The 20,246-nt window shown below is 55.5% G+C and carries 18 protein-coding genes; 12 read left to right on the top strand and 6 right to left on the bottom strand.

What is annotated here, in order from left to right; genetic code table 11:
• The first annotated feature begins 37 nt into the window (after positions 1–37).
• Positions 38–1,300, top strand: a complete 1,263-nt coding sequence (gene lysA / locus RW65_RS13465; RefSeq protein WP_039057280.1) for a diaminopimelate decarboxylase — start codon at positions 38–40, stop codon at positions 1,298–1,300.
• Here lysA and RW65_RS13460 read toward each other — a convergent pair.
• Positions 1,278–2,309, bottom strand: a complete 1,032-nt coding sequence (locus RW65_RS13460) for a LacI family DNA-binding transcriptional regulator (protein WP_039057351.1) — start codon at positions 2,307–2,309, stop codon at positions 1,278–1,280. The two genes, lysA and RW65_RS13460, sit on opposite strands and share 23 nt — an antisense overlap.
• Positions 2,310–2,579: 270 nt before the next feature.
• On the opposite strand from RW65_RS13460, the gene RW65_RS13455 reads away from it, so the two are divergent.
• Genes RW65_RS13455 through RW65_RS13435 form a run of 5 tightly spaced genes read left to right on the top strand, consistent with a single transcriptional unit; the run spans position 2,580 to position 6,960 of the window.
• Positions 2,580–3,908: a PTS sugar transporter subunit IIC gene (locus RW65_RS13455; RefSeq protein WP_039057279.1), complete on the top strand. Its 1,329-nt coding sequence runs from the start codon at positions 2,580–2,582 to the stop codon at positions 3,906–3,908.
• Positions 3,909–3,915: 7 nt separating this feature from the next.
• Positions 3,916–5,343, top strand: a complete 1,428-nt coding sequence (locus tag RW65_RS13450) for a glycoside hydrolase family 1 protein (RefSeq protein WP_039057278.1) — start codon at positions 3,916–3,918, stop codon at positions 5,341–5,343.
• 6 nt (positions 5,344–5,349) lie between these two features.
• The gene (locus tag RW65_RS13445; protein ID WP_039057277.1) at positions 5,350–5,667 is read left to right on the top strand and encodes a PTS sugar transporter subunit IIB; all 318 of its coding nucleotides are present in this window, start codon (positions 5,350–5,352) and stop codon (positions 5,665–5,667) included.
• A 58-nt stretch (positions 5,668–5,725) separates the two neighbouring features.
• Positions 5,726–6,499, top strand: coding sequence for a GntR family transcriptional regulator (locus RW65_RS13440; protein WP_039057276.1), 774 nt, complete (start codon positions 5,726–5,728; stop codon positions 6,497–6,499).
• The gene (locus tag RW65_RS13435; protein WP_039057275.1) at positions 6,496–6,960 is read left to right on the top strand and encodes a GNAT family N-acetyltransferase; all 465 of its coding nucleotides are present in this window, start codon (positions 6,496–6,498) and stop codon (positions 6,958–6,960) included. The genes RW65_RS13440 and RW65_RS13435 overlap by 4 nt, the downstream gene beginning before the upstream one ends.
• On the opposite strand, the gene galR is transcribed toward RW65_RS13435, so the two are convergent.
• Complete coding sequence (gene galR, locus RW65_RS13430; protein WP_039057274.1) at positions 6,933–7,937, bottom strand: HTH-type transcriptional regulator GalR; 1,005 nt, start codon at positions 7,935–7,937, stop codon at positions 6,933–6,935. The two genes, RW65_RS13435 and galR, sit on opposite strands and share 28 nt — an antisense overlap.
• A 604-nt stretch (positions 7,938–8,541) precedes the next feature.
• On the opposite strand from galR, the gene aas reads away from it, so the two are divergent.
• Together aas and lplT are read left to right on the top strand one after the other, a co-directional pair.
• Positions 8,542–10,701, top strand: coding sequence for a bifunctional acyl-ACP--phospholipid O-acyltransferase/long-chain-fatty-acid--ACP ligase (gene aas, locus RW65_RS13425; protein WP_039057273.1), 2,160 nt, complete (start codon positions 8,542–8,544; stop codon positions 10,699–10,701).
• Positions 10,694–11,887, top strand: a complete 1,194-nt coding sequence (gene lplT / locus RW65_RS13420) for a lysophospholipid transporter LplT (RefSeq protein WP_039057272.1) — start codon at positions 10,694–10,696, stop codon at positions 11,885–11,887. The genes aas and lplT overlap by 8 nt, the downstream gene beginning before the upstream one ends.
• Positions 11,888–11,890: 3 nt before the next feature.
• Here lplT and RW65_RS13415 read toward each other — a convergent pair whose 3' ends face one another.
• From RW65_RS13415 to mutH, 4 genes are all read right to left on the bottom strand, one after another.
• On the bottom strand, positions 11,891–12,931 hold the full coding sequence (locus tag RW65_RS13415) for an NADP(H)-dependent aldo-keto reductase (RefSeq protein WP_039057271.1): 1,041 nt from the start codon (positions 12,929–12,931) through the stop codon (positions 11,891–11,893).
• Between the two features lie 129 nt (positions 12,932–13,060).
• Positions 13,061–13,279, bottom strand: a complete 219-nt coding sequence (locus RW65_RS13410) for a YgdI/YgdR family lipoprotein (RefSeq protein WP_039057270.1) — start codon at positions 13,277–13,279, stop codon at positions 13,061–13,063.
• Between the two features lie 146 nt (positions 13,280–13,425).
• Positions 13,426–14,139: a TerC family protein gene (locus tag RW65_RS13405; protein ID WP_039057269.1), complete on the bottom strand. Its 714-nt coding sequence runs from the start codon at positions 14,137–14,139 to the stop codon at positions 13,426–13,428.
• Positions 14,140–14,204: 65 nt separating this feature from the next.
• Complete coding sequence (gene mutH / locus RW65_RS13400; RefSeq protein WP_039057268.1) at positions 14,205–14,900, bottom strand: DNA mismatch repair endonuclease MutH; 696 nt, start codon at positions 14,898–14,900, stop codon at positions 14,205–14,207.
• A 680-nt stretch (positions 14,901–15,580) separates the two neighbouring features.
• Here mutH and rppH point away from each other — a divergent pair.
• The 4 genes from rppH to thyA all read left to right on the top strand — a co-directional run bounded on the left by rppH (position 15,581) and on the right by thyA (position 20,196).
• A complete protein-coding gene (rppH, locus tag RW65_RS13395) occupies positions 15,581–16,111 on the top strand; it encodes an RNA pyrophosphohydrolase (protein ID WP_039057267.1) in 531 nt (176 codons plus the stop codon).
• Between the two features lie 12 nt (positions 16,112–16,123).
• Positions 16,124–18,370 (top strand): phosphoenolpyruvate--protein phosphotransferase, encoded by a 2,247-nt coding sequence (gene ptsP / locus RW65_RS13390; RefSeq protein ID WP_039057266.1) that lies wholly within the window; start codon positions 16,124–16,126, stop codon positions 18,368–18,370.
• A 149-nt stretch (positions 18,371–18,519) separates the two neighbouring features.
• Positions 18,520–19,395 carry a prolipoprotein diacylglyceryl transferase gene (gene lgt, locus RW65_RS13385; RefSeq protein WP_039057265.1) on the top strand — a complete coding sequence of 292 codons (876 nt, stop codon included), beginning with the start codon at positions 18,520–18,522 and terminating at the stop codon, positions 19,393–19,395.
• A gap of 6 nt (positions 19,396–19,401) precedes the next feature.
• A complete protein-coding gene (thyA, locus tag RW65_RS13380) occupies positions 19,402–20,196 on the top strand; it encodes a thymidylate synthase (protein WP_039057264.1) in 795 nt (264 codons plus the stop codon).
• Positions 20,197–20,246: the final 50 nt, after the last annotated feature.

Genomic DNA, 20,246 nt, shown 5'->3' with positions numbered 1-20,246 from the left:
TGTGGCGTAATCAACAAAAAAGACGCCGGAGTGACCTATGCCACGCTCATTACACCAGACTGAAACCGACCTCAACGCGAATAACCTGCTGCGGCTGCCTGCCGAATTTGGCTGCCCGGTTTGGGTTTACGATGCGCAAATTATTCGTGCGCAAATCGCCAAACTGCGCGCCTTCGATGTGGTGCGTTTCGCGCAAAAAGCCTGCTCGAATATTCATATTCTGCGCCTGATGCGCGAACAGGGCGTCAAAGTCGACTCCGTTTCCCTCGGCGAGATCGAGCGTGCGCTGGCGGCGGGTTACGATCCGCAACGCCATCCGGACGATATCGTCTTTACCGCCGACGTGCTGGATGCGGCAACGATTGCGCGTGTCAGCGAGCTGGGCATTGCGGTAAATGCCGGTTCCGTCGATATGCTGCACCAGCTGGGTGACGTTTCGCCGGGCCATCGCGTCTGGCTGCGCGTTAATCCGGGCTTTGGTCACGGCCACAGCCAGAAAACCAATACCGGCGGCGAAAACAGCAAGCATGGCATCTGGTATGGCGATATGGCGGACGCGCTGGCGGTCATTCAGCGTTACCAGTTGAAACTGGCTGGCATCCATATGCATATCGGTTCCGGTGTCGATTACGCCCATCTTGAACAAGTGTGCGGCGCGATGGTGAAGCTGGTGGTGGAATCCGGTCAGGATCTGCCGGCCATTTCTGCCGGCGGCGGCCTGTCGATTCCCTATCGTGAAGGGGAAGAACCGGTCGATACCGCGCACTATTATGGCTTGTGGAATGCCGCCCGCGAGCAAATCGCAAAACATCTGGGGCATGCGGTGAAACTGGAGATCGAACCGGGACGTTTTCTTGTCGCTGAATCCGGTGTACTGGTGTCACAGGTGCGCAGTGTGAAAAACATGGGCAGCCGCCACTTTGTGCTGATCGACGCGGGCTTTAACGATCTGATGCGCCCGGCGATGTACGGCAGTTATCATCACATCACTGCCCTTGCCGCCGATGGCCGTGATTTGCAACATGCGCCTTTGATCGACACCGTGGTGGCCGGTCCGCTGTGCGAATCCGGCGATGTCTTTACTCAGCAAGAGGGCGGGAAGGTGGAAACCCGCGCGCTGCCGCAGGTGAAAGCCGGTGATTATCTGGTGCTGCACGATACCGGAGCCTACGGCGCGTCGATGTCATCTAACTACAATAGCCGCCCGCTGCTGCCGGAAGTATTATTTGATAACGGCGTGGCGCGGTTGATTCGCCGCCGCCAGACCATTGCAGAGCTTATCGCGCTGGAGCAGTGCTAAGCCTTGTGCCCGGTCCCGGCGCGACGGATTCTCGCAACACCAGCGTGCCGGTAAAGGGCGGGATCGCCGCGATCGGCTCGCTGTTGACTAATTTTATCGCCTGATCGATGGCGGTAGTGATCATGCTGTCGATGGGTAAATAAACCGTCGACAGCCCCGGCTCCAGCCATTGTGCGCTCGGCGCATCATCAAAACCGAACAGCGAAATATCCTGCGGAATGCGCAGGCCCGCTTGTCGAATCGCTTTCGCCGCCCCCAGCGCCATATCGTCGTTACCGGCAAACAGGGCGCTGAAAGTTACCCCCTGCTGTAACATTTGCTGGCACAGCGTATAGCCGCCGGTCATGGCGGAGTCACCGTATTTTACTTTGGCCGCATCCCAGCCAATCCCGTGTTTTTCCAGCGCCTTGCGATAACCCATTAGCCGCGCCTGGCCGGTGGGGGTATGAATCGGCGCGGTAATGCAGGCGATGGCGCGGTGTCCCTGGGTCACCAGGTAATCTACCGCCTGAAAAGCGGCCTCCTGCTGCTCGAAGAAAACGCATTTATCCCGCGCCTGAAACAGCTGACGATTGATCACTATCAGCGGCATCGGCGTGGCGTCAATAAGCTGTAAAATCGCTTCTTCGCTCATAAAACGGGTGTAGAGGATAATAGCGTCGCAGCGCCTGTCGGCCAGCATCTGCACCGCCAGCTCTTCCCGCACGGGCGTATCGTGACCGTCGGTGACAATCAGCTGTTTACCGTGCAGTTCTGCCCGGCGCGCCGCCTGCTGTAATAAGCAGCCAAAATAAAAACCGTCAAAGCTGGAAACGACCAACCCAATGCTGTTGCTGGTGCGGTTGGCCAGCGAGCGCGCAAGAAAGTTGGGACGATACTCCAGCTCCTCCATCGCTTTAAAAACCTGATTGCGGGTGCTCTCTTTCACCTGCCCGGTGCCGTTCAGCACCCGGGAAACCGTGGCTTTTGACACCCCCGCGCGCAGTGAAACATCCAGCATTGTGACCATAACGAATTCCCATTTCGCGTAATAAAAACAGTTTACCACACTCATTTAATGGGTAAGGGATGCCGACCGGGCTGAATCAATAGAGGAAAACCCTACGAAAACTAAGGTGGTATGCCAATGTTGTGTTTTTTCTCATTTTGGAATGCCAGTTAGCGGGTTGGGAGTCGTGTCACAGAACTTTTACATACGCGTGACTATTTTTGGTATGCCAAATGGGGCTTAGCTGTCTCCCCATATCGACAAAAAGCCCCTTTACCGAGGTGTTAACTCATGGCTCTACAAGAAAAGCTGATCGATTCTCTGGGTAGTTTTGCAACAAAATTCAACAGCTATCGCTATATCATGGCGATTAAAGCCTCGTTCATCACCCTGATGCCGGTGATCATCGTCGGTGCCTTTTCCGTGCTGATCTCGAATATGGTGCTGGATCCGAAAAACGGCCTCGCCAGCTTTCAATCACTCTCTTTCCTCGCAGCACTTAAGCCGATTACCAGCGCAATTAACTATGCGACGCTGAATTTCCTCAATATTGGCGCGGTGTTTTTGATCGGTATTGAGCTCGGGCGCATCAACGGTATTAAGACGCTGTTTCCCGGCTTGCTGGCGGTAATTTGTTTTATCTGCGTGACGCCGACCACTGTGGAAATGCTGGTGGATGGGCAGATGCATGTGGTGAAAGATGTGCTGCTACGCCAGTTCTCCGATACCCGCAGCCTGTTCCTCGGCATGTTTATCGCCATTTTGTCGGTAGAGATTTACTGCTGGCTGGAAAATCGCGACAGCCTGAAGATCAAAATGCCGGATACCGTGCCGCCGAACGTCTCCGCCTCGTTTTCCGCGCTGATCCCGGCGATTATCACCACCACGGCGATCGCCACCTTCGGCTTTGTCTTCCACCAGTTGACCGGCATGTATTTGTACGACGCCGTTTACCAGGTGGTTCAGCAACCGCTGGAGCGCGTGGTGCAAAGCCTGCCGGGCATTTTATTGCTGATGTTTGTCGCCCAGCTGTTCTGGGTGATTGGTATTCACGGCAACCAGATGATTAAGCCTATCCGCGAACCGCTGCTGCTGGGGGCGATTACCGTCAATATGAGCGCTTTTGAGCAGGGTAAAGAGGTGCCGAACATCATCACCATGCCGTTCTGGGACGTCTATATGAGCATTGGCGGATCCGGCCTGACGATTGGCCTGCTGATCGCGGTGATGATCGGCACCCGGCGCAAAGAGATGAAAGAGATTGCCAAACTCTCCATCGGCCCCGGCGTGTTTAATATTAACGAGCCGGTGATCTTCGGTATGCCGATCATGCTTAATCCGATCCTCGCGATCCCCTTTATCATCACCCCGCTGGTTACCGGATCGATTGGTTATTTTGCCACCCTCAGCGGCTTTGCCGGTAAAGCGGTGGTGATGGTGCCGTGGACCACGCCGCCATTGATCAACGCCTGGCTGTCGACCGCCGGTTCGATGGGCGCGGTCATTACCCAGCTGGTGTGCATTATCACCTCCGTCATTATCTATCTGCCGTTTGTGAAAATTGCCTTCCGCCGCGCCGAACAAGCGCAGTTGCAGGCACAAACCGCTAACAACGCCTGAGGATGGAATGAGCACGAAAACTATCGCTATACCGCCGTCGTTTATGCTCGGCGCGGCCGCGTCCGCCTGGCAAACCGAAGGCTGGATCGACAAGCGCGAGGGCCAGGATTCGTGGCCCGATCTGTGGTACAAACACGATCGCCACGTCTGGCACGAAGGCTATGGCCCGGCTGTCGCGACCAACTTTTACCAGCGCTTTCGTGAAGATGTTGAGTTGATGAAACAAGCGGGGCTGACCCACTACCGCACCTCGATTAACTGGTCGCGCTTTCTGACGGATTATGAACAGGGCGTGGTCGATGAGCGCTATGCCGCTTATTACGATGAACTGTTTGACGAGATGCAGCGTCACGGCATCGTGCCGATGATCTGCCTGGAGCATTACGAACTGCCGGGATACCTGCTGGAGACTTACGGCGGCTGGGCATCGAAAAAAGTGGTTGAGCTCTATCTGCTGTATGCGGAAAAAGTGTTTGAACGCTTTCACGCTAAAGTGAGCCGCTGGTTCACCTTCAATGAGCCCATTGTGGTGCAAACTCGCGTTTACCTCGATGCGCTGCGCTGGCCTTACGAGCAGAACACCGGCACGTGGATGCAGTGGAATCATCATAAAAACCTTGCCACGGCGAAGGTGGTGAAGCTGTTTCGCGAGAAAGGTTATCCCGGTACCGTGGGCTGTATTCTCAATCCGGAAGTGACGTACCCGCGTTCTCGCGCCCCCCATGATGTGCAGGCCGCCGAGCGTTACGATCTGTTTTATAACCGGGTATTCCTCGACCCTATGGTGAAAGGCCACTATCCACCGGAGCTGATTGCCCTGCTGGAAAAACATCAGGTGTCGTGGGATTACACCGAAGAGGAGCTGGCGATTATTGCGGAGAATACCGTTGATGAGTTGGGCATTAATCTCTACTACCCGCACCGGGTAAAAACCCCGTCCCGCGCCTGGCACCCGGAAACGCCATTCCACCCCGCTTACTACTATGAACCTTTTGAGCTGCCCGGCAGAAAGATGAACACCTCCCGCGGCTGGGAGATCCTGCCGGAGATCATCTATGAGATGGCGATGCGCATCAAAAACGACTACGGCAACATTCCATGGTTTGTCGCAGAAAGCGGTATGGGCGTGGAGAATGAAGGGCAGTTTCGCAACGCGGCGGGCACCATTGACGATGATTACCGCATCGACTTTATCGCTGCCCATTTGTACCAGACGTTGCGCGCCAGAGAAGAGGGGGCGAACTGCCTGGGGTATATGCTGTGGGCCTTTACGGATAACGTCTCGCCCATGAATGCCTTTAAAAATCGCTATGGCCTGATCGAGATTGATTTAAACCACCAGCGCGACCGGCGACCGAAAAAGTCTGCCGCCTGGTTTCGCAAGCTGCGCGATGAGCGCCAGCTTACCCTGACGATTGATGACCAATGGAAATAAACCCTCGTGAAACGAATTGTGCTGTGCTGCTCCGCCGGGATGTCGACGTCGCTGGTGGTCACAAAAATGGAAAAAGCGGCGGCGGAACGCGGCCTCGAACTGAAGATTTATGCCATTGCTGAACAGACGCTGCGGGATGAACTGCAAAGCTACACCACCGATATCGTTGCGGTGCTGCTGGGGCCGCAGGTGCGCTTTAAGCTTGCGGAAAGTCAGAAACTGGCCGGCGAATATGGCATCCCCGTTGCGGTGATCGATTCGGTGGCCTACGGCACCTTAAACGGTGCGAAAGTTCTCGATCAGGCGCTGGCTTTGCTAAGATAGCGCCGACAGGCCGGGGCGCGCCCGGCCTGAGCGATAACTCAAATTTGCAGGTGATATTGTGGAGAAGGCCGTCGTCCCGCCGGAAAAAAAACAGTACCAGGAGATTGGTGAAGATCTGCGTGAGCAGATAATCCAGGGGTATTATCCCGTGGGTTCACGTTTGCCGCCGGAGCGCAATATCGCCGAAAAATATGGCGTCAGCCGCACGATCGTTCGCGAAGCGCTGCTGATGCTGGAGCTGCAGGGTACGGTGGATATCCGCCAGGGTTCCGGCGTTTACGTGATGCGCATTCCGCAAGCGGACGAAAACGAAGAGGAGCGCTTTTTAAGCAGCGACATTGGCCCGTTTGAGATCCTGCAGGCGCGCCAGCTGCTGGAGAGTAATATCGCCGCCTTTGCCGCGAAAATGGCGACGCGTGCGGATATTGATAATCTGCGGCGTATCCTTGAGCAGGAGCAGCGCGCCATCGCCCTCAACGACACCTCCCAGGACAACAGCAAAATGTTCCACCTGGTGCTGGCGGGTGCCTCGCAAAACCAGATGCTACTGGCAACGGTAGAGAGCATCTGGCACCACATGGACAGCAGCCCGCTGTGGCAACAGTTCAACGTGCATATCGCCAGCCGTCCCTATCGCCTGAAATGGTTAGGCGACCGGCAAACGCTGCTGGCGGCCCTGCGCCGGCGGGATGTGATGGGCGCCTGGCAGGCGATGTGGCAGCATCTGGAAAATGTGAAAAAAAGCCTGCTGGAACTCTCCGATGAAGATGCCCCGGATTTTGACGGCTACCTGTTTGAATCGGTGCCAATTTTCCAGGGGAAGATCCAGTGAACATTATCCCGCTGTATGACGCTCCCCATTTCGCGGAACAGGTGGTGGAATGGCTATGGCGCGAGTTTGGCGACTCGCTGCCGCGCGACTTTTTCGCCAGCATCATTGCTCATAGCCAGACGCCGGGTAAGCTGCCGCTGACATATGTGCTGGTCGATGAGGATCAATTACTCGGTACCGTTGGGCTGTGGCGCTGCGATCTGATCAGCCGTCAGGATCTGTTCCCGTGGCTGGCCGCGTTGTATGTCGACGAGCGCGTGCGGGGCAAAGGGCTGGCGGGGCAGCTGCAGCGTCATGTTATCGCGCAGGCGCAACAGATGGGCTTTCAGGAGCTGCATCTCTATTCTGCCTGTCGTGATTTTTATGAACGTTTTGGCTGGGAGTATATCGGCGACGGTCTCGACTATCCTGACAAGACCGTACACCTCTATCGTTATTCCTGCGGCGAGATGACCGAGTGACGGCGCACCAGCGTCGGGTTAAACAGGTTGGTAATCTCCGGTAGCGGGCGGTTTTCCGCTAACGCCAGCGCCAGTTCGGCGGCCTGCGCCGCCATCGTAATAATCGGGTAACGCACGGTGGTTAAACGCGGGCGAACATAGCGTGACACCAGCACATCATCAAAGCCAATCAATGAAATCTCGCCCGGCACATCAATGCCGTTGTCGTTGAGCACACCCATTGCGCCGGCGGCCATTGAATCGTTGTAACAGGCAACGGCGCTAAAGTTGCGTCCGCGACCGAGCAGCTCGGTCATCGCCTGTTCGCCGCCGCTCTCATCGGGCTCGGCAAAGGTCACCAGCCGGTCGTTACAGGGCAAGCCGCTCTCTTTCAGCGCATCGTAATACCCCTGCAGCCGATCTTCCGCATCGGATATGGCATGGTTAGAACAGAGATAACCAATTCGTGTGTGCCCTTGTTGAACCAGATGGCGGGTGGCCAGCCAGGCGCCGTAGCGATCGTCCAGCGCGACGCAGCGCTGCTCATAGCCCGGCAGAATGCGGTTAATCAGCACCATACCGGGGATCTGCTGCATCAGCGAGGCGAGTTCTTCGTCGGGGATGACTTTGGCATGCACCACCAGCGCCGCGCAGCGGTGGCGAATTAACTGTTCAATGGCTTTACGCTCTTTCTCTTCCGTATGGTAGCCGTTGCCAATCAGCAAGAAATTCCCGCTGGCCGAAGCGACCTGTTCGACGGCTTTCACCATCGCGCCGAAAAAGGGATCGGAGACGTCACCTACCACCAGGCCCATTGTTTCACTGGACTGCTGCGCCAGCGCGCGGGCGTTAGCGTTAGGATGATAGTTGAGCGCATCCATTGCGCTTTGTACCGCCTGGCGCGAGGATTCGCTCGCTTTTGGTGAGGCGTTAATCACGCGGGAAACCGTTGCGACCGATACACCAGCCAGCCGCGCGACATCTTTAATGGTCGCCATTACGCACCTTCCTTTGGGTAAGCGTTTACACGGGGGATAGTGTTACGGAAAAGGGGAGCCTTATCAAGGAAAGCGCCCGGCGGGTATGCGCAAACGTGAGCTGACACGAAGGAATCCGCTGAAAACGTTACATGGCGAAAATTGCAAAGTAATTCAGGCACAACCTTTAGTTACACTTTGCGAAAGGCTGTTTCGATTGTCCGCTGGTGGCGGATCTCCCGGCGTGACAGAGTAGTTATCCCAGAGGTATTGATCGGTGAGCGCGGCCCTAAGGGTTGCACACTTGAATTACACCAACCTGCGCAGATGCGCAGGTTTTTTTTTGCCTGCAGTCTGTAACAGCTATCGTCATTAGACACAGCTGGTTTCACTTCGGCGTACTCTTTTGCTTTTTCGCGCTGGTAGCAAACGAAGCGGCGCGCGACAATCGATTTCCCAGAGGTATTGATCGGTGATTTATTCGGTACGCTTTTCGTACTCATTTATTGCACCAACCTGCGCGGACGCGCAGGTTTTTTTTCGCCCGCATTTCAACCCGCCACACTTCTCATGTAATCTGCCACAATTTGCAAACGCATATCATTGACTGGCAAAAGGAGTTGAAATGTTACTGGGCTTTTTCCGCGGTCTGTTCCGTCTGTTGTTTCGTGTACAGCTGATCGGCAACACACAAGCGCTGCACGGGGAACGCGTGCTTATTACCCCGAACCACGTCTCGTTTATCGATGGCATCCTGCTGGCGCTGTTCCTGCCGGTGCGCCCGGTATTTGCGGTATATACCTCTATTAGCAGCCAGTGGTATATGCGCTGGGTGAGTTCGCTTATTGATTTCGTCCCCCTGGATCCCACCAAACCGATGTCGATTAAACATCTGGTGCGGCTGGTGGGAGAGGGACGTCCGGTGGTGATCTTCCCGGAAGGGCGAATCTCCGTTTCCGGCTCGCTGATGAAGATTTACGACGGGGCCGGGTTTGTCGCGGCAAAATCTGGCGCGACGGTGGTTCCGCTGCGTATTGATGGCGCAGAACTGAGCTACTTTAGCCGCCTGAAAGGGCTGGTGAAACAGCGCCTGTTTCCGCGTATTACCTTACATATTTTGCCGCCAACCCATCTGCCGATGCCGGATGCGCCGCGCGCCCGTGACCGCCGTAAGCTGGCGGGTGAGATGCTGCACCAAATCATGATGGAAGCGCGCATGGCGGTGCGCCCGCGCGAGACGCTGTTCGAAGCGCTGCTCACGGCACAATATCGCTATGGCGCGAATAAGCCCTGCGTTGAAGATATCAATTTCACCCCGGACAGCTACCGCAAGCTGCTGACCAAGACGCTGTTCGTGGCGCGTATTCTGGATAAATACACTGCGCCGGGCGAAAAAATCGGTCTGATGTTGCCAAACGCCGGTATCAGCGCGGCGGTAATTTTCGGCGCGATAGCCCGGGCGCGTATCCCGGCGATGATGAACTACACCGCTGGGGTAAAAGGGCTCAGTAGCGCCATTACGGCGGCGCAGATTAAAACTATCTTCACTTCGCGCACTTTTATGGATAAAGGCAAACTCTGGCACCTGCCGGAACAACTCACCCAGGTGCGCTGGGTTTATCTTGAAGATCTGAAAGGTGATGTTACCTGGGAAGATAAGCTGTGGATTTTCCGCCATCTGCTGACGCCGTTGAAAGCCCAGCTGCCGCAAAAACCGGAAGACCCGGCGCTGATCCTCTTTACCTCCGGCTCTGAAGGCAATCCGAAGGGCGTGGTGCATAGCCATAAGAGCCTGCTGGCGAACGTCGAGCAGATTAAAACCATCGCCGACTTTACCGCCAACGACCGCTTTATGTCGGCGCTGCCGCTGTTCCACTCTTTTGGCCTGACGGTGGGGCTACTTACCCCGCTGATGACCGGTGCACAAGTATTCCTGTACCCGAGCCCGCTGCACTATCGCATCGTTCCCGAACTGGTGTATGACCGAAACTGTACGGTGCTTTTCGGGACCTCGACTTTCCTTGGCAACTATGCCCGTTTCGCCAATCCTTATGACTTCTTTCGCTTACGCTACGTGGTGGCCGGCGCGGAGAAATTACAAGAGAGCACGCGCCAGCTATGGCAGGACAAGTTCGGTCTGCGCATTCTGGAAGGCTACGGCGTAACCGAGTGCGCGCCGGTGGTCTCCATCAATGTGCCGATGGCGGCAAAACCTGGTACCGTGGGCCGTCTTTTACCCGGTATGGATGCGCGTTTGATGTCGGTGCCCGGCATTGAAGAGGGCGGACGGCTGCAGCTGAAAGGGCCAAACGTCATGACCGGCTATCTGCGCGTGGAAAATCCCGGCGTGCTGGAAGCGCCGGTGGCAGAGAATGTGGCTGGCGAAATGGAAGCGGGCTGGTATGACACCGGCGATATTGTCCGTTTCGACGAGCAGGGGTTTGTGCAGATCCAGGGGCGGGCGAAGCGTTTTGCTAAAATCGCTGGTGAAATGATCTCGCTGGAAATCGTTGAACAGCTGGCGATGGCTGTTTCGCCAGAGAAACTGCACGCGACGGTGGTGAAGAGCGATGTCAGCAAAGGCGAGGCGCTGGTGATGTTTACTACCGATAACGAACTAACGCGCGATAAGCTGCAACAGCAGGCGCGTGCGCAGGGCGTACCGGAACTGGCCGTTCCCCGTGATATCCGTTACCTGAAGCAGCTGCCGGTGCTGGGCAGTGGCAAACCCGATTTTGTGACCCTTAAAAGCATGCTGGATGAGGATGAAACCGCGAATGCCTAAGTCAGTAAGCACTAACTCCTCGCTGTGGTCGCGCGGGATGATGGCGGTGATTGCCGCCCAGTTCCTGTCAGCTTTTGGCGACAACGCGCTGTTGTTCGCCACGCTGGCCTTACTGAAGGCGGAGTTTTATCCCGACTGGAGCCAGCCAATTTTACAGATGGTGTTTGTGGGTGCTTACATTCTGTTTGCCCCTTTTGTCGGTCAGGTGGCGGACAGTTTCGCCAAAGGCCGGGTGATGATGTTCGCCAACGGTCTGAAACTGTTAGGCGCGGCGAGTATCTGCCTCGGCATTAATCCGTTTGTCGGTTATATGCTGGTGGGTGTTGGTGCGGCAGCCTACTCGCCGGCGAAATACGGCATTCTTGGCGAAATCACGACCGGCGATAAGCTGGTTAAAGCGAATGGTTTAATGGAGTCGTCGACCATCGCCGCGATTCTGCTTGGCTCCATGGCGGGTGGCGTGCTGGCCGACTGGCATGTACTGGCGGCGCTGGGGGTTTGTGCGTTGACCTACGCGGGCGCGGTAGCGGCGAATCTGCTGATCCCGAAACTGCCGGCGGCACGGCCCGGGCAATCCTGGCGTTTCGGCCCGATGACGGGCAGCTTCTTCAGCGCCTGTAAAAGCCTGTGGCACAACAGCGAAACCCGCTTCTCGCTGGTAGGCACAAGCCTGTTCTGGGGGGCCGGGGTGACGCTGCGTTTTCTGCTGGTGCTGTGGGTGCCGGTGGCCCTCGGCATTACCGATAACGCAACGCCAACTTATCTTAATGCGATGGTCGCCGTTGGGATTGTGGCCGGTGCGGGTCTGGCGGCGAAACTGGTGACGCTGGAAACCGTGGCGCGCTGCATGCCCGCTGGCATCTTGATTGGCGTGGCGGTGGTGCTGTTTTCTCTGCAACACGCGCTGTTGCCCGCCTACGGCGTTCTTATGCTGATCGGTATGCTGGGCGGCTTCTTTGTCGTGCCGCTTAATGCGTTATTACAATCCATTGGTAAAGCGTCCGTCGGCGCGGGCAACGCGATTGCCGTGCAGAACCTGGGGGAGAACCTGGCGATGCTGCTGATGCTGGGATTGTACTCGCTGGCAGTGAAGGCGGGCGTACCGGTTATCGCCACCGGCGTTGGCTTTGGGGTGATTTTCGCGCTGGCGATTGCGGCGCTGTGGATCTGGCAGCGCCGCCGTTAACGATTACGGTGCCGGGTAGGTATAAACCTGATGCACCGCTTCGATCTCCGCAATAACCTCTTCACTGAGTTCCAGGTTGAGGCTTTCAACGTTGGTTTTCAGCTGTTCCATCGTCGTCGCGCCCAGCAGGGTGCTGGCGACGAAGGGCTGACGACGCACAAAGGCCAGCGCCATCTGTGCCGGATCCAGATTGTGACGCCGGGCAATATCAACATACGCCGCAACGGCTTTTTGCGCCTGTTCGCCGCTGTAACGCGTAAAGCGGCTAAACAGCGTGTTACGCGCGCCTGCGGGTTTCGCGCCGTTAAGATATTTGCCGGTTAACGTACCAAACGCCAGACAGGAGTAGGCTAACAGCTCGACGCCTTCATACTGGCTCACTTCTGCCAGACCCACTTCAAAGCTGCGATTTAACAGGCTGTAGGGATTCTGAATCGTCACAATCCGCGGCAGTTCATGTTTCTCCGCCAGTTGCAGATAGCGCATCACGCCAAAGGCGGTTTCGTTGGAGACGCCGATATAGCGAATTTTCCCGGCGCGTTGATACTCCGTTAGCGCTTCCAGCGTCTCCAGCAGCGTTACTACCGGCGCGCTCTCCACCCAGCTGTAGCCGAGTTTGCCAAAGCAGTTAGTCTGGCGCTGTGGCCAGTGCACCTGGTAAAGATCGAGATAGTCCGTTTGCAGGCGTCTTAAACTGTCGTCCAGCGCCACGCGGATATTTTTCCTGTCTAATGCCTGGTTCGGGCGAATACCGCTGTCACCGTTACGGCTCGGGCCGCTGACTTTCGAGGCAATAACCAGTTTTTCACGGATGCCGCGTTTTGCCAGCCAGTTGCCGACATAGGTTTCCGTTAATCCCTGGGTTTCCGGGCGTGGCGGAACAGGGTACATCTCTGCGACATCAATCAGGTTGATTCCCTGACTGACGGCATAATCGAGCTGTGCATGGGCGTCGGCTTCGCTGTTTTGTTCACCAAACGTCATTGTGCCCAGCCCAAGGGTGCTTATCTCAAGCGTACTGTGGGGGATACGGTGATACTGCATAGCCGGCTTCCTTAAGCGTGCAACGTCAGACGACCTGACAAAGGAATATAAACATGGCAGAGGGCAGACAAAAGGGGAAGAGAAAAATCATTGAAAGGTCAGTAGGTCACTGACCTTTATGGTAATTTCTTAGCGTTCGATAATCTGGGATACGTCATCGCGGTTAATCTGCATCTTATTGCCCTGCTGATCGCGGTAGCTTACCAGCCCCGTATCATCATCAACCTGTGGCTTTCCATCCGTCAGGATCATCCTGCCGTCTTTGGTAGCCATCACATAATCACTTGAGCATCCGGACACGGCGAAAGCCAATCCTACTGCGGAAATAATCACTGCCCATCTCTTCATTATTCTCCCCCTCTGGTAGCGTGTGTCTGACAACAAGTGTAGTAATAGCGTGCTGTATAGCGATGAAAAAGCGGGATAATCTGAAAATAGCCGTTAAAAGCAGATTAATCAGGAAAAACGCTTCCCCGCAAGAGGAAGCGTTTTACTTACAGAGGATTCTTCTTATTTCGTATCAGGTTGAGACTTTCAACGGCGATGGAGAAGAACATGGCGAAGTAAATGTAACCTTTCGGCACATGAATAGAGACGCTTTCCAGAATCAGCGTGAAGCCGACCAGAATCAAAAACGACAGCGCCAGCATTTTCACCGACGGGTGACGATCGACAAACTCACCGATGGGGCGCGCGGCAAACATCATCACGCCGACGGCGATAACCACCGCCGCCATCATAATAAACAGATGATCGGAGAGCCCGACGGCGGTGATCACCGAGTCGAGGCTAAAGATGATATCCAGCAGCATAATCTGCACAATCGCGCCGAAGAACGAATGCACATTGGTTTTTAAGCCTTCCTCTTCCCCTTCGATCGATTCGTGGATCTCTTTGCTCGCCTTCCAGATTAGGAACAGGCCGCCGAGGAACAAGATCATATCGCGGGCTGACACGTTGTGATCAAACACGCTGAACAGCGGGTGCGTTAGCCTGGTGACCCAGGCAATCGACGCCAGCAGTAACAGACGCATTATCATCGCTGCGGCCAGACCCAGCCTGCGCGCGTGGTTTCGCTGCGCAGCAGGCAGCTTAGCAACCACCAGAGAGAGAAAAATGATGTTGTCGATCCCAAGCACTATCTCCAGTAGCGTCAGCGTACCGAGCGCCATCCAGGCATTGGGATCGGTGATCCATGCAAATAACATTGATAAAAATCCTGCCAAAAAAAAGAAGCGCTAATTATAAGCGCCGCTGACAAGGAGGCAAAAAATTAATAGGGTGAAAGTAAAAAGTGGCGCGCCAGCAGGGCACCGGTGAAGTTCTTTTTCAGGTAAAAGCCGCGCGGTAGGGTGAGAATGGTTTCCCCATGCTCGCCGATGGCTTCAGTCAGCGCTTTGCTGTTGGCGGCCTTTGGGCGCAGCTGCAGCACTTCGCCGTGGCGGGCCGTGATGCGGGTGACCTGCCCTAGCACAATCAGATCCATTAACTCTTCCCAGTCGAGACGCAGCTGCTGCTCTTCCGCTTCATTGGGGCTCCACAGCAGCGGCGATCCGACGCGGCGATCCGCAACCGGGATCTCCCGCGCGCCTTCAATGGGGATCCATAACACGCGCTTAAGCTTATGCCGCACATGGCTGGTTTCCCACACCACGCCGCTATTGCCCGTCAGGGGCGCGACGCAAACAAAGGTGGTCTCCAGCGGACGCCCGAAGTTATCCACCGGGATGGTTTTAAGCTCGACGCCGAGCGCGGCAAAATCCTGCTCAGGTTTACTGCCCGCGCTGGCGCCCAGCCACAGCTCCAGCAGCACGCCGGTCCAGCCTTTGTCACGCTTCAAATTGAGCGGCACGGGCAAACCGGCAATCGCCGCCAGTTCGCCAAGGGTATAACCCGCCAGGCGCTGCGCCTGCGCGAGCAGCTGCGCTTCGGAGTCGGGTGGAGAAGTGAAAGGGGCTAACGCTAGCATGTTTAAAACCTTCGCTCAAAAAATAGACAGCTGTTTTGTACCGTCGCCGGGCAGTGTATCTTTTTCTGCATGACATAAACAATGTGATGATTTATAAGATAATTTCTGACGATATATTTTGAGTTGCGCAACACCCCGTCGGGTTTTCCAATTCTGGTCACTGACAATGAACAGGATCTTACACCATGTTATCCACAGAAAAGTGGGATAACTGGGGAAAAGCACGACTACTGTTTCGATTTACAGCATTGACGTGCGACGAAAATCGAATTCCTGCACAAAATACGCTTAACTAAGTGGCATAAACTGTGGATAAATTCGACTCTGTTCGATCTTTCATCAGTTACAGGATCCTTTAGGTGATGATCGTCACATTATGGGCGGGATAACCGTGTTTAATGGGGTTAACGTAATGAATTTATGTATTTTATTTTCTGACGATAATAATGTGTTATTCAGACTGTTCCGGGTTTTCCCTGGGTAATTCCATACTTTTTCACAACTCTATCCACAGAAAAGGTGAATAAAAAGCGCCGCCGATGGCGTTCTCTGTTTATAACTTCGAGGATAGCTGTGAGTTATTCAAATGTTATTCGTTCTGATCCTTGTCATAGAGTGGTTTACCGTTTTCCGGGAGTGTGAAACAATCACTTTATTCAGACTTTTTTTGAGGTAGTCCGGTGATTGATGACGATGGCTACCGCCCAAATGTGGGAATCGTAATCTGTAATCGACAAGGTCAGGTCATGTGGGCCAGACGTTTTGGACAGCACTCATGGCAGTTTCCCCAGGGTGGGATCAACCCTGGCGAGTCCCCGGAGCAGGCAATGTACCGGGAACTGTTCGAGGAAGTGGGCTTAAGTCGTAAAGATGTACGTATTCTTGCTTCTACGCGTAACTGGTTGCGTTACAAGTTACCGAAACGTTTGGTGCGTTGGGACACAAAGCCGGTTTGTATCGGCCAGAAACAAAAATGGTTTCTTTTGCAGTTGATCGGTAACGATAGCGATATCAATATGCAAACCAGTAGTACGCCCGAATTTGATGGCTGGCGTTGGGTAAGCTACTGGTATCCTGTTCGTCAGGTAGTGTCGTTTAAACGCGATGTCTACCGACGGGTGATGAAAGAGTTTGCAAGCGCGGTGTTGTCGCTTCAGGAAACGCCTGTGAAGCCACAAAGCGCGCCTGCCTGGCGACGTAAACGAGGTTAAGCCACCCACATCATGCTCACCCGACTGCGAGAAATAGTTGAGAAAGTCGCCAGCGCGCCACGTCTTAACGAAGCGCTGGAAATATTGGTTACCGACGTGTGTCTGGCGATGGAAACCGAAGTTTGTTCGGTTTATCTCGCAGACCATGACCGGCGTTGTTATTACCTGATGGCAACGCGCGGTTTAAAAAAGCCGCGCGGTCGCACCGTCACGCTCGCATTCGATCAGGGAATCGTCGGTCTGGTAGGCAGGCTGGCGGAACCTATCAACCTGGCCGATGCGCAAAAGCACCCCAGTTTTAAATACATTCCGGCGGTGAAAGAAGAGCGCTTTCGCGCTTTTCTTGGCGTGCCGATCATTCAACGCCGTCAGCTGCTTGGCGTGCTGGTGGTACAGCAGCGCGAGCTGCGCCAGTATAATGAAAGTGAAGAGTCTTTCCTGGTTACCCTCGCCACGCAGATGGCGGCGATCCTCTCCCAGTCACAGTTAAACGCGCTGTTTGGTCAATATCGGCAGACGCGTATTCGCGCCCTGCCAGCCTCGCCCGGCGTGGCTATCGCCCCGGGTTGGGTAGATGAAACGCTGCCGTTAATGGAGCAGGTATATCAGGCTTCAACCCTCGACACCGGCCTTGAGCGTGAGCGGTTAACCGCCGCGCTGGAAGAGGCCGCCAGCGAATTTCGCCGTTACAGCAAACGTTTCTCCGCCGGGGCGCAAAAAGAGACCGCGGCTATTTTCGATCTCTATTCGCACCTGCTTTCCGATGCGCGCCTGCGCCGCGATCTGTTTGATGAAGTGGATCAAGGCGTGGTGGCCGAATGGGCGGTGAAAACCGTTATTGAACGTTTTGCCGAGCAGTTTGCCGCCCTGAGCGACGGCTATTTAAAAGAGCGCTCCGGCGATTTACGCGCGCTGGGTCAGCGTTTGCTGTTCCATCTCGATGACACCATTTCCGGTCCTGACAGCTGGCCGGAGCGTTTTATCCTCGTTGCCGATGAACTGTCTGCCACCACCCTTGCAGAGCTGCCCCACGACAGGCTGGCGGGTGTGGTGGTGCGCGATGGCGCGTCAAACTCCCACGCGGCGATTATGGTGCGTGCGCTCGGTATTCCTACGGTTATGGGGGCGGATATTCAGCCCGCGTCGCTGCGCCGCCGCATGCTCATTGTCGACGGTTATCGTGGCGAATTGCTGGTCGATCCTGAACCGGTGCTGTTGCAGGAATATCAGCGCCTGATTAGCGAAGAGAATGAGCTTAGCCGGCTTGCCGAAGACGATGTCAATCTGGCCGCGCAGTTAAAGAGTGGTGAACGGGTGAAGGTCATGCTCAACGCGGGCTTAAGCCCGGAGCATGAAGAGAAACTGGGTAGCCGCATCGACGGTATCGGGCTTTATCGCACCGAAATACCCTTTATGCTGCAAAGCGGTTTCCCCTCGGAAGAGGAGCAGGTCGCCCAGTATCAGGGCATGCTGCAGATGTTTAATGACAAGCCTGTCACGCTGCGTACGTTGGATATCGGCGCAGACAAGCAACTGCCCTATATGCCTATCAGTGAAGAGAACCCGTGCCTCGGCTGGCGCGGTATCCGCATTACGCTCGATCAGCCGGAAATTTTCCTGGTGCAGGTGCGCGCCATGCTGCGCGCCAATGCGGCAACGGGCAATCTTAGTATTCTGCTGCCGATGATCACCAGCATTGAGGAAGTCGATGAAGCGCGCAGGCTGATTGAACGCGCCGGGCGCGAAGTGGAAGAGATGATCGGCTACGCCATCCCGAAACCGCGTATCGGCGTGATGCTGGAAGTGCCGTCAATGGTCTTTATGCTCTCGCACCTGGCGAATCGCGTCGACTTTATCTCTATCGGTACCAACGATCTGACCCAGTACATCCTGGCGGTCGATCGTAACAATACCCGCGTCGCAAGTATGTATGACAGCCTTCATCCGGCGGTGCTGCGCGCGCTGGCGATGGTGGCTGATGAGGCCGAACGGTTAGGCATCGATCTGCGGCTGTGCGGTGAAATGGCCGGGGATCCGATGTGCGTCGCCGTGCTGATTGGGCTGGGCTATCGCCATCTTTCCATGAACGGCCGTTCGGTGGCGCGCATCAAATATTTGCTGCGGCGTATCGATTGTGAAGAGGCGCAAACTCTGGCGCGACGCGCGCTGGACGCGCAGCTGGCGACAGAAGTACGGCATCAGATTGCCGCGTTTATGGAGCGGCGCGGGCTGGGCGGCCTTATTCGTGGCGGCATCTAGCCCGTTCATACATAACTTTTACAACTTCCTCGCCACCCGCGCGCGGTGCCTTATGCTATGATTCGCAGCTTTGGAGCGGCCCGCGATGAGGGTCGCGTAGGTGAACCGCTGTCCACTTTCGGCGGAATAACAACAAGTTGTGGTGACAGATGAACAGTGGCTATCTGCATTTTCCGGACTTCGATCCGGTGATTTTTTCCATTGGGCCGGTGTCCCTTCACTGGTACGGATTGATGTACCTTGTGGGGTTTGTATTTGCGATGTGGCTGGCAACGCGCCGGGCCAATCGCCCCGGTAGCGGCTGGACTAAAAACGAAGTGGAAAACCTGCTCTACGCGGGCTTTCTCGGCGTTTTTCTCGGCGGGCGTCTCGGCTATGTGCTGTTCTACAACTTCCCGGTTTTCTTAAACGATCCACTGTATCTGATCCGCGTTTGGGATGGCGGTATGTCCTTCCACGGCGGGCTGATTGGTGTCATCGTGGTGATGATCGTTTTTGCCCGTCGCACCAAACGCAGTTTCTTCCAGGTCGCTGATTTTATTGCGCCGCTGATCCCGTTTGGTCTGGGCGCTGGCCGGTTGGGTAACTTTATCAACGGCGAGCTGTGGGGGCGCGTTGATCCGTCGTTCCCGCTGACCATGCTGTTCCCCGGCTCACGCGCGGAAGACGCCGCGTTACTGCCTGCTCATCCGGAATGGCAGTCCATCTTTGATACCTACGGTGTGCTGCCCCGTCATATGTCGCAGCTTTATGAGCTGGCGCTGGAAGGCGTGGTGCTGTTTATCATCCTGAACCTGTTTATTCGTAAACCTCGTCCGACGGGCGCGGTCTCCGGCTTGTTCCTGATTGGCTACGGCGCATTCCGCATCATCGTTGAGTTCTTCCGCCAGCCCGACGCCCAGTTTACCGGCGAATGGGTGCAGTACATCAGTATGGGGCAGATCCTCTCCATTCCGATGATTGTCGCAGGCGCAATTATGATGATCTGGGCGTATCGCCACCGTTCGCCGCAACACGTTTCCTGAGGAACCATGAAACAGTATTTAGAATTGATGCAGAAGGTGCTTCATGAAGGCACGCCGAAAAACGACCGCACCGGAACCGGTACGCTCTCTATTTTTGGTCATCAGATGCGTTTTAATCTGCAGGACGGCTTTCCGCTGGTGACCACCAAGCGCTGCCATTTGCGTTCAATTATTCATGAGCTGCTGTGGTTCCTGCAGGGCGATACCAATATTGCCTATCTGCGCGAAAATAAAGTCTCCATCTGGGATGAATGGGCCGACGATGAGGGCAATCTTGGCCCGGTTTACGGTAAACAGTGGCGCGCCTGGCCTGCGCCGGATGGCCGTCATATTGACCAAATCTCGACGGTCATTAACCAGCTGAAAACCGATCCGGACTCGCGCCGTATTATTGTTTCTGCCTGGAACGTCGGCGAGCTGGACAAAATGGCGCTGGCACCCTGCCACGCGTTTTTCCAGTTCTATGTTGCGGACGGCAAGCTCTCTTGCCAGCTCTATCAACGTTCCTGCGATGTTTTCCTTGGTCTGCCGTTCAATATCGCCAGCTATGCGCTGTTAGTGCATATGATGGCGCAGCAGTGCGATCTGGAGCCGGGCGATTTCGTCTGGACCGGCGGCGATACGCACCTCTACAGCAACCACCTGGAACAAGCGCATCTGCAACTAAGCCGTGAGCCGCGTCCGTTGCCGAAGCTTATTATCAAACGTAAACCGGCATCGCTGTTTGACTACCGTTTCGAAGACTTCGAGATTGAAGGCTACGATCCGCATCCGGCGATTAAAGCGCCCGTCGCTATCTGATTTTTCAGAGCCTGGCATAACCGGTGCGGTAACGCGCCGGTTATTTTTTG

The organism is Enterobacter sp. Bisph1 (assembly GCF_000814905.1).
Taxonomy (GTDB): domain Bacteria; phylum Pseudomonadota; class Gammaproteobacteria; order Enterobacterales; family Enterobacteriaceae; genus Kosakonia.
This window is presented reverse-complemented; position numbering and strand designations above follow the sequence as displayed.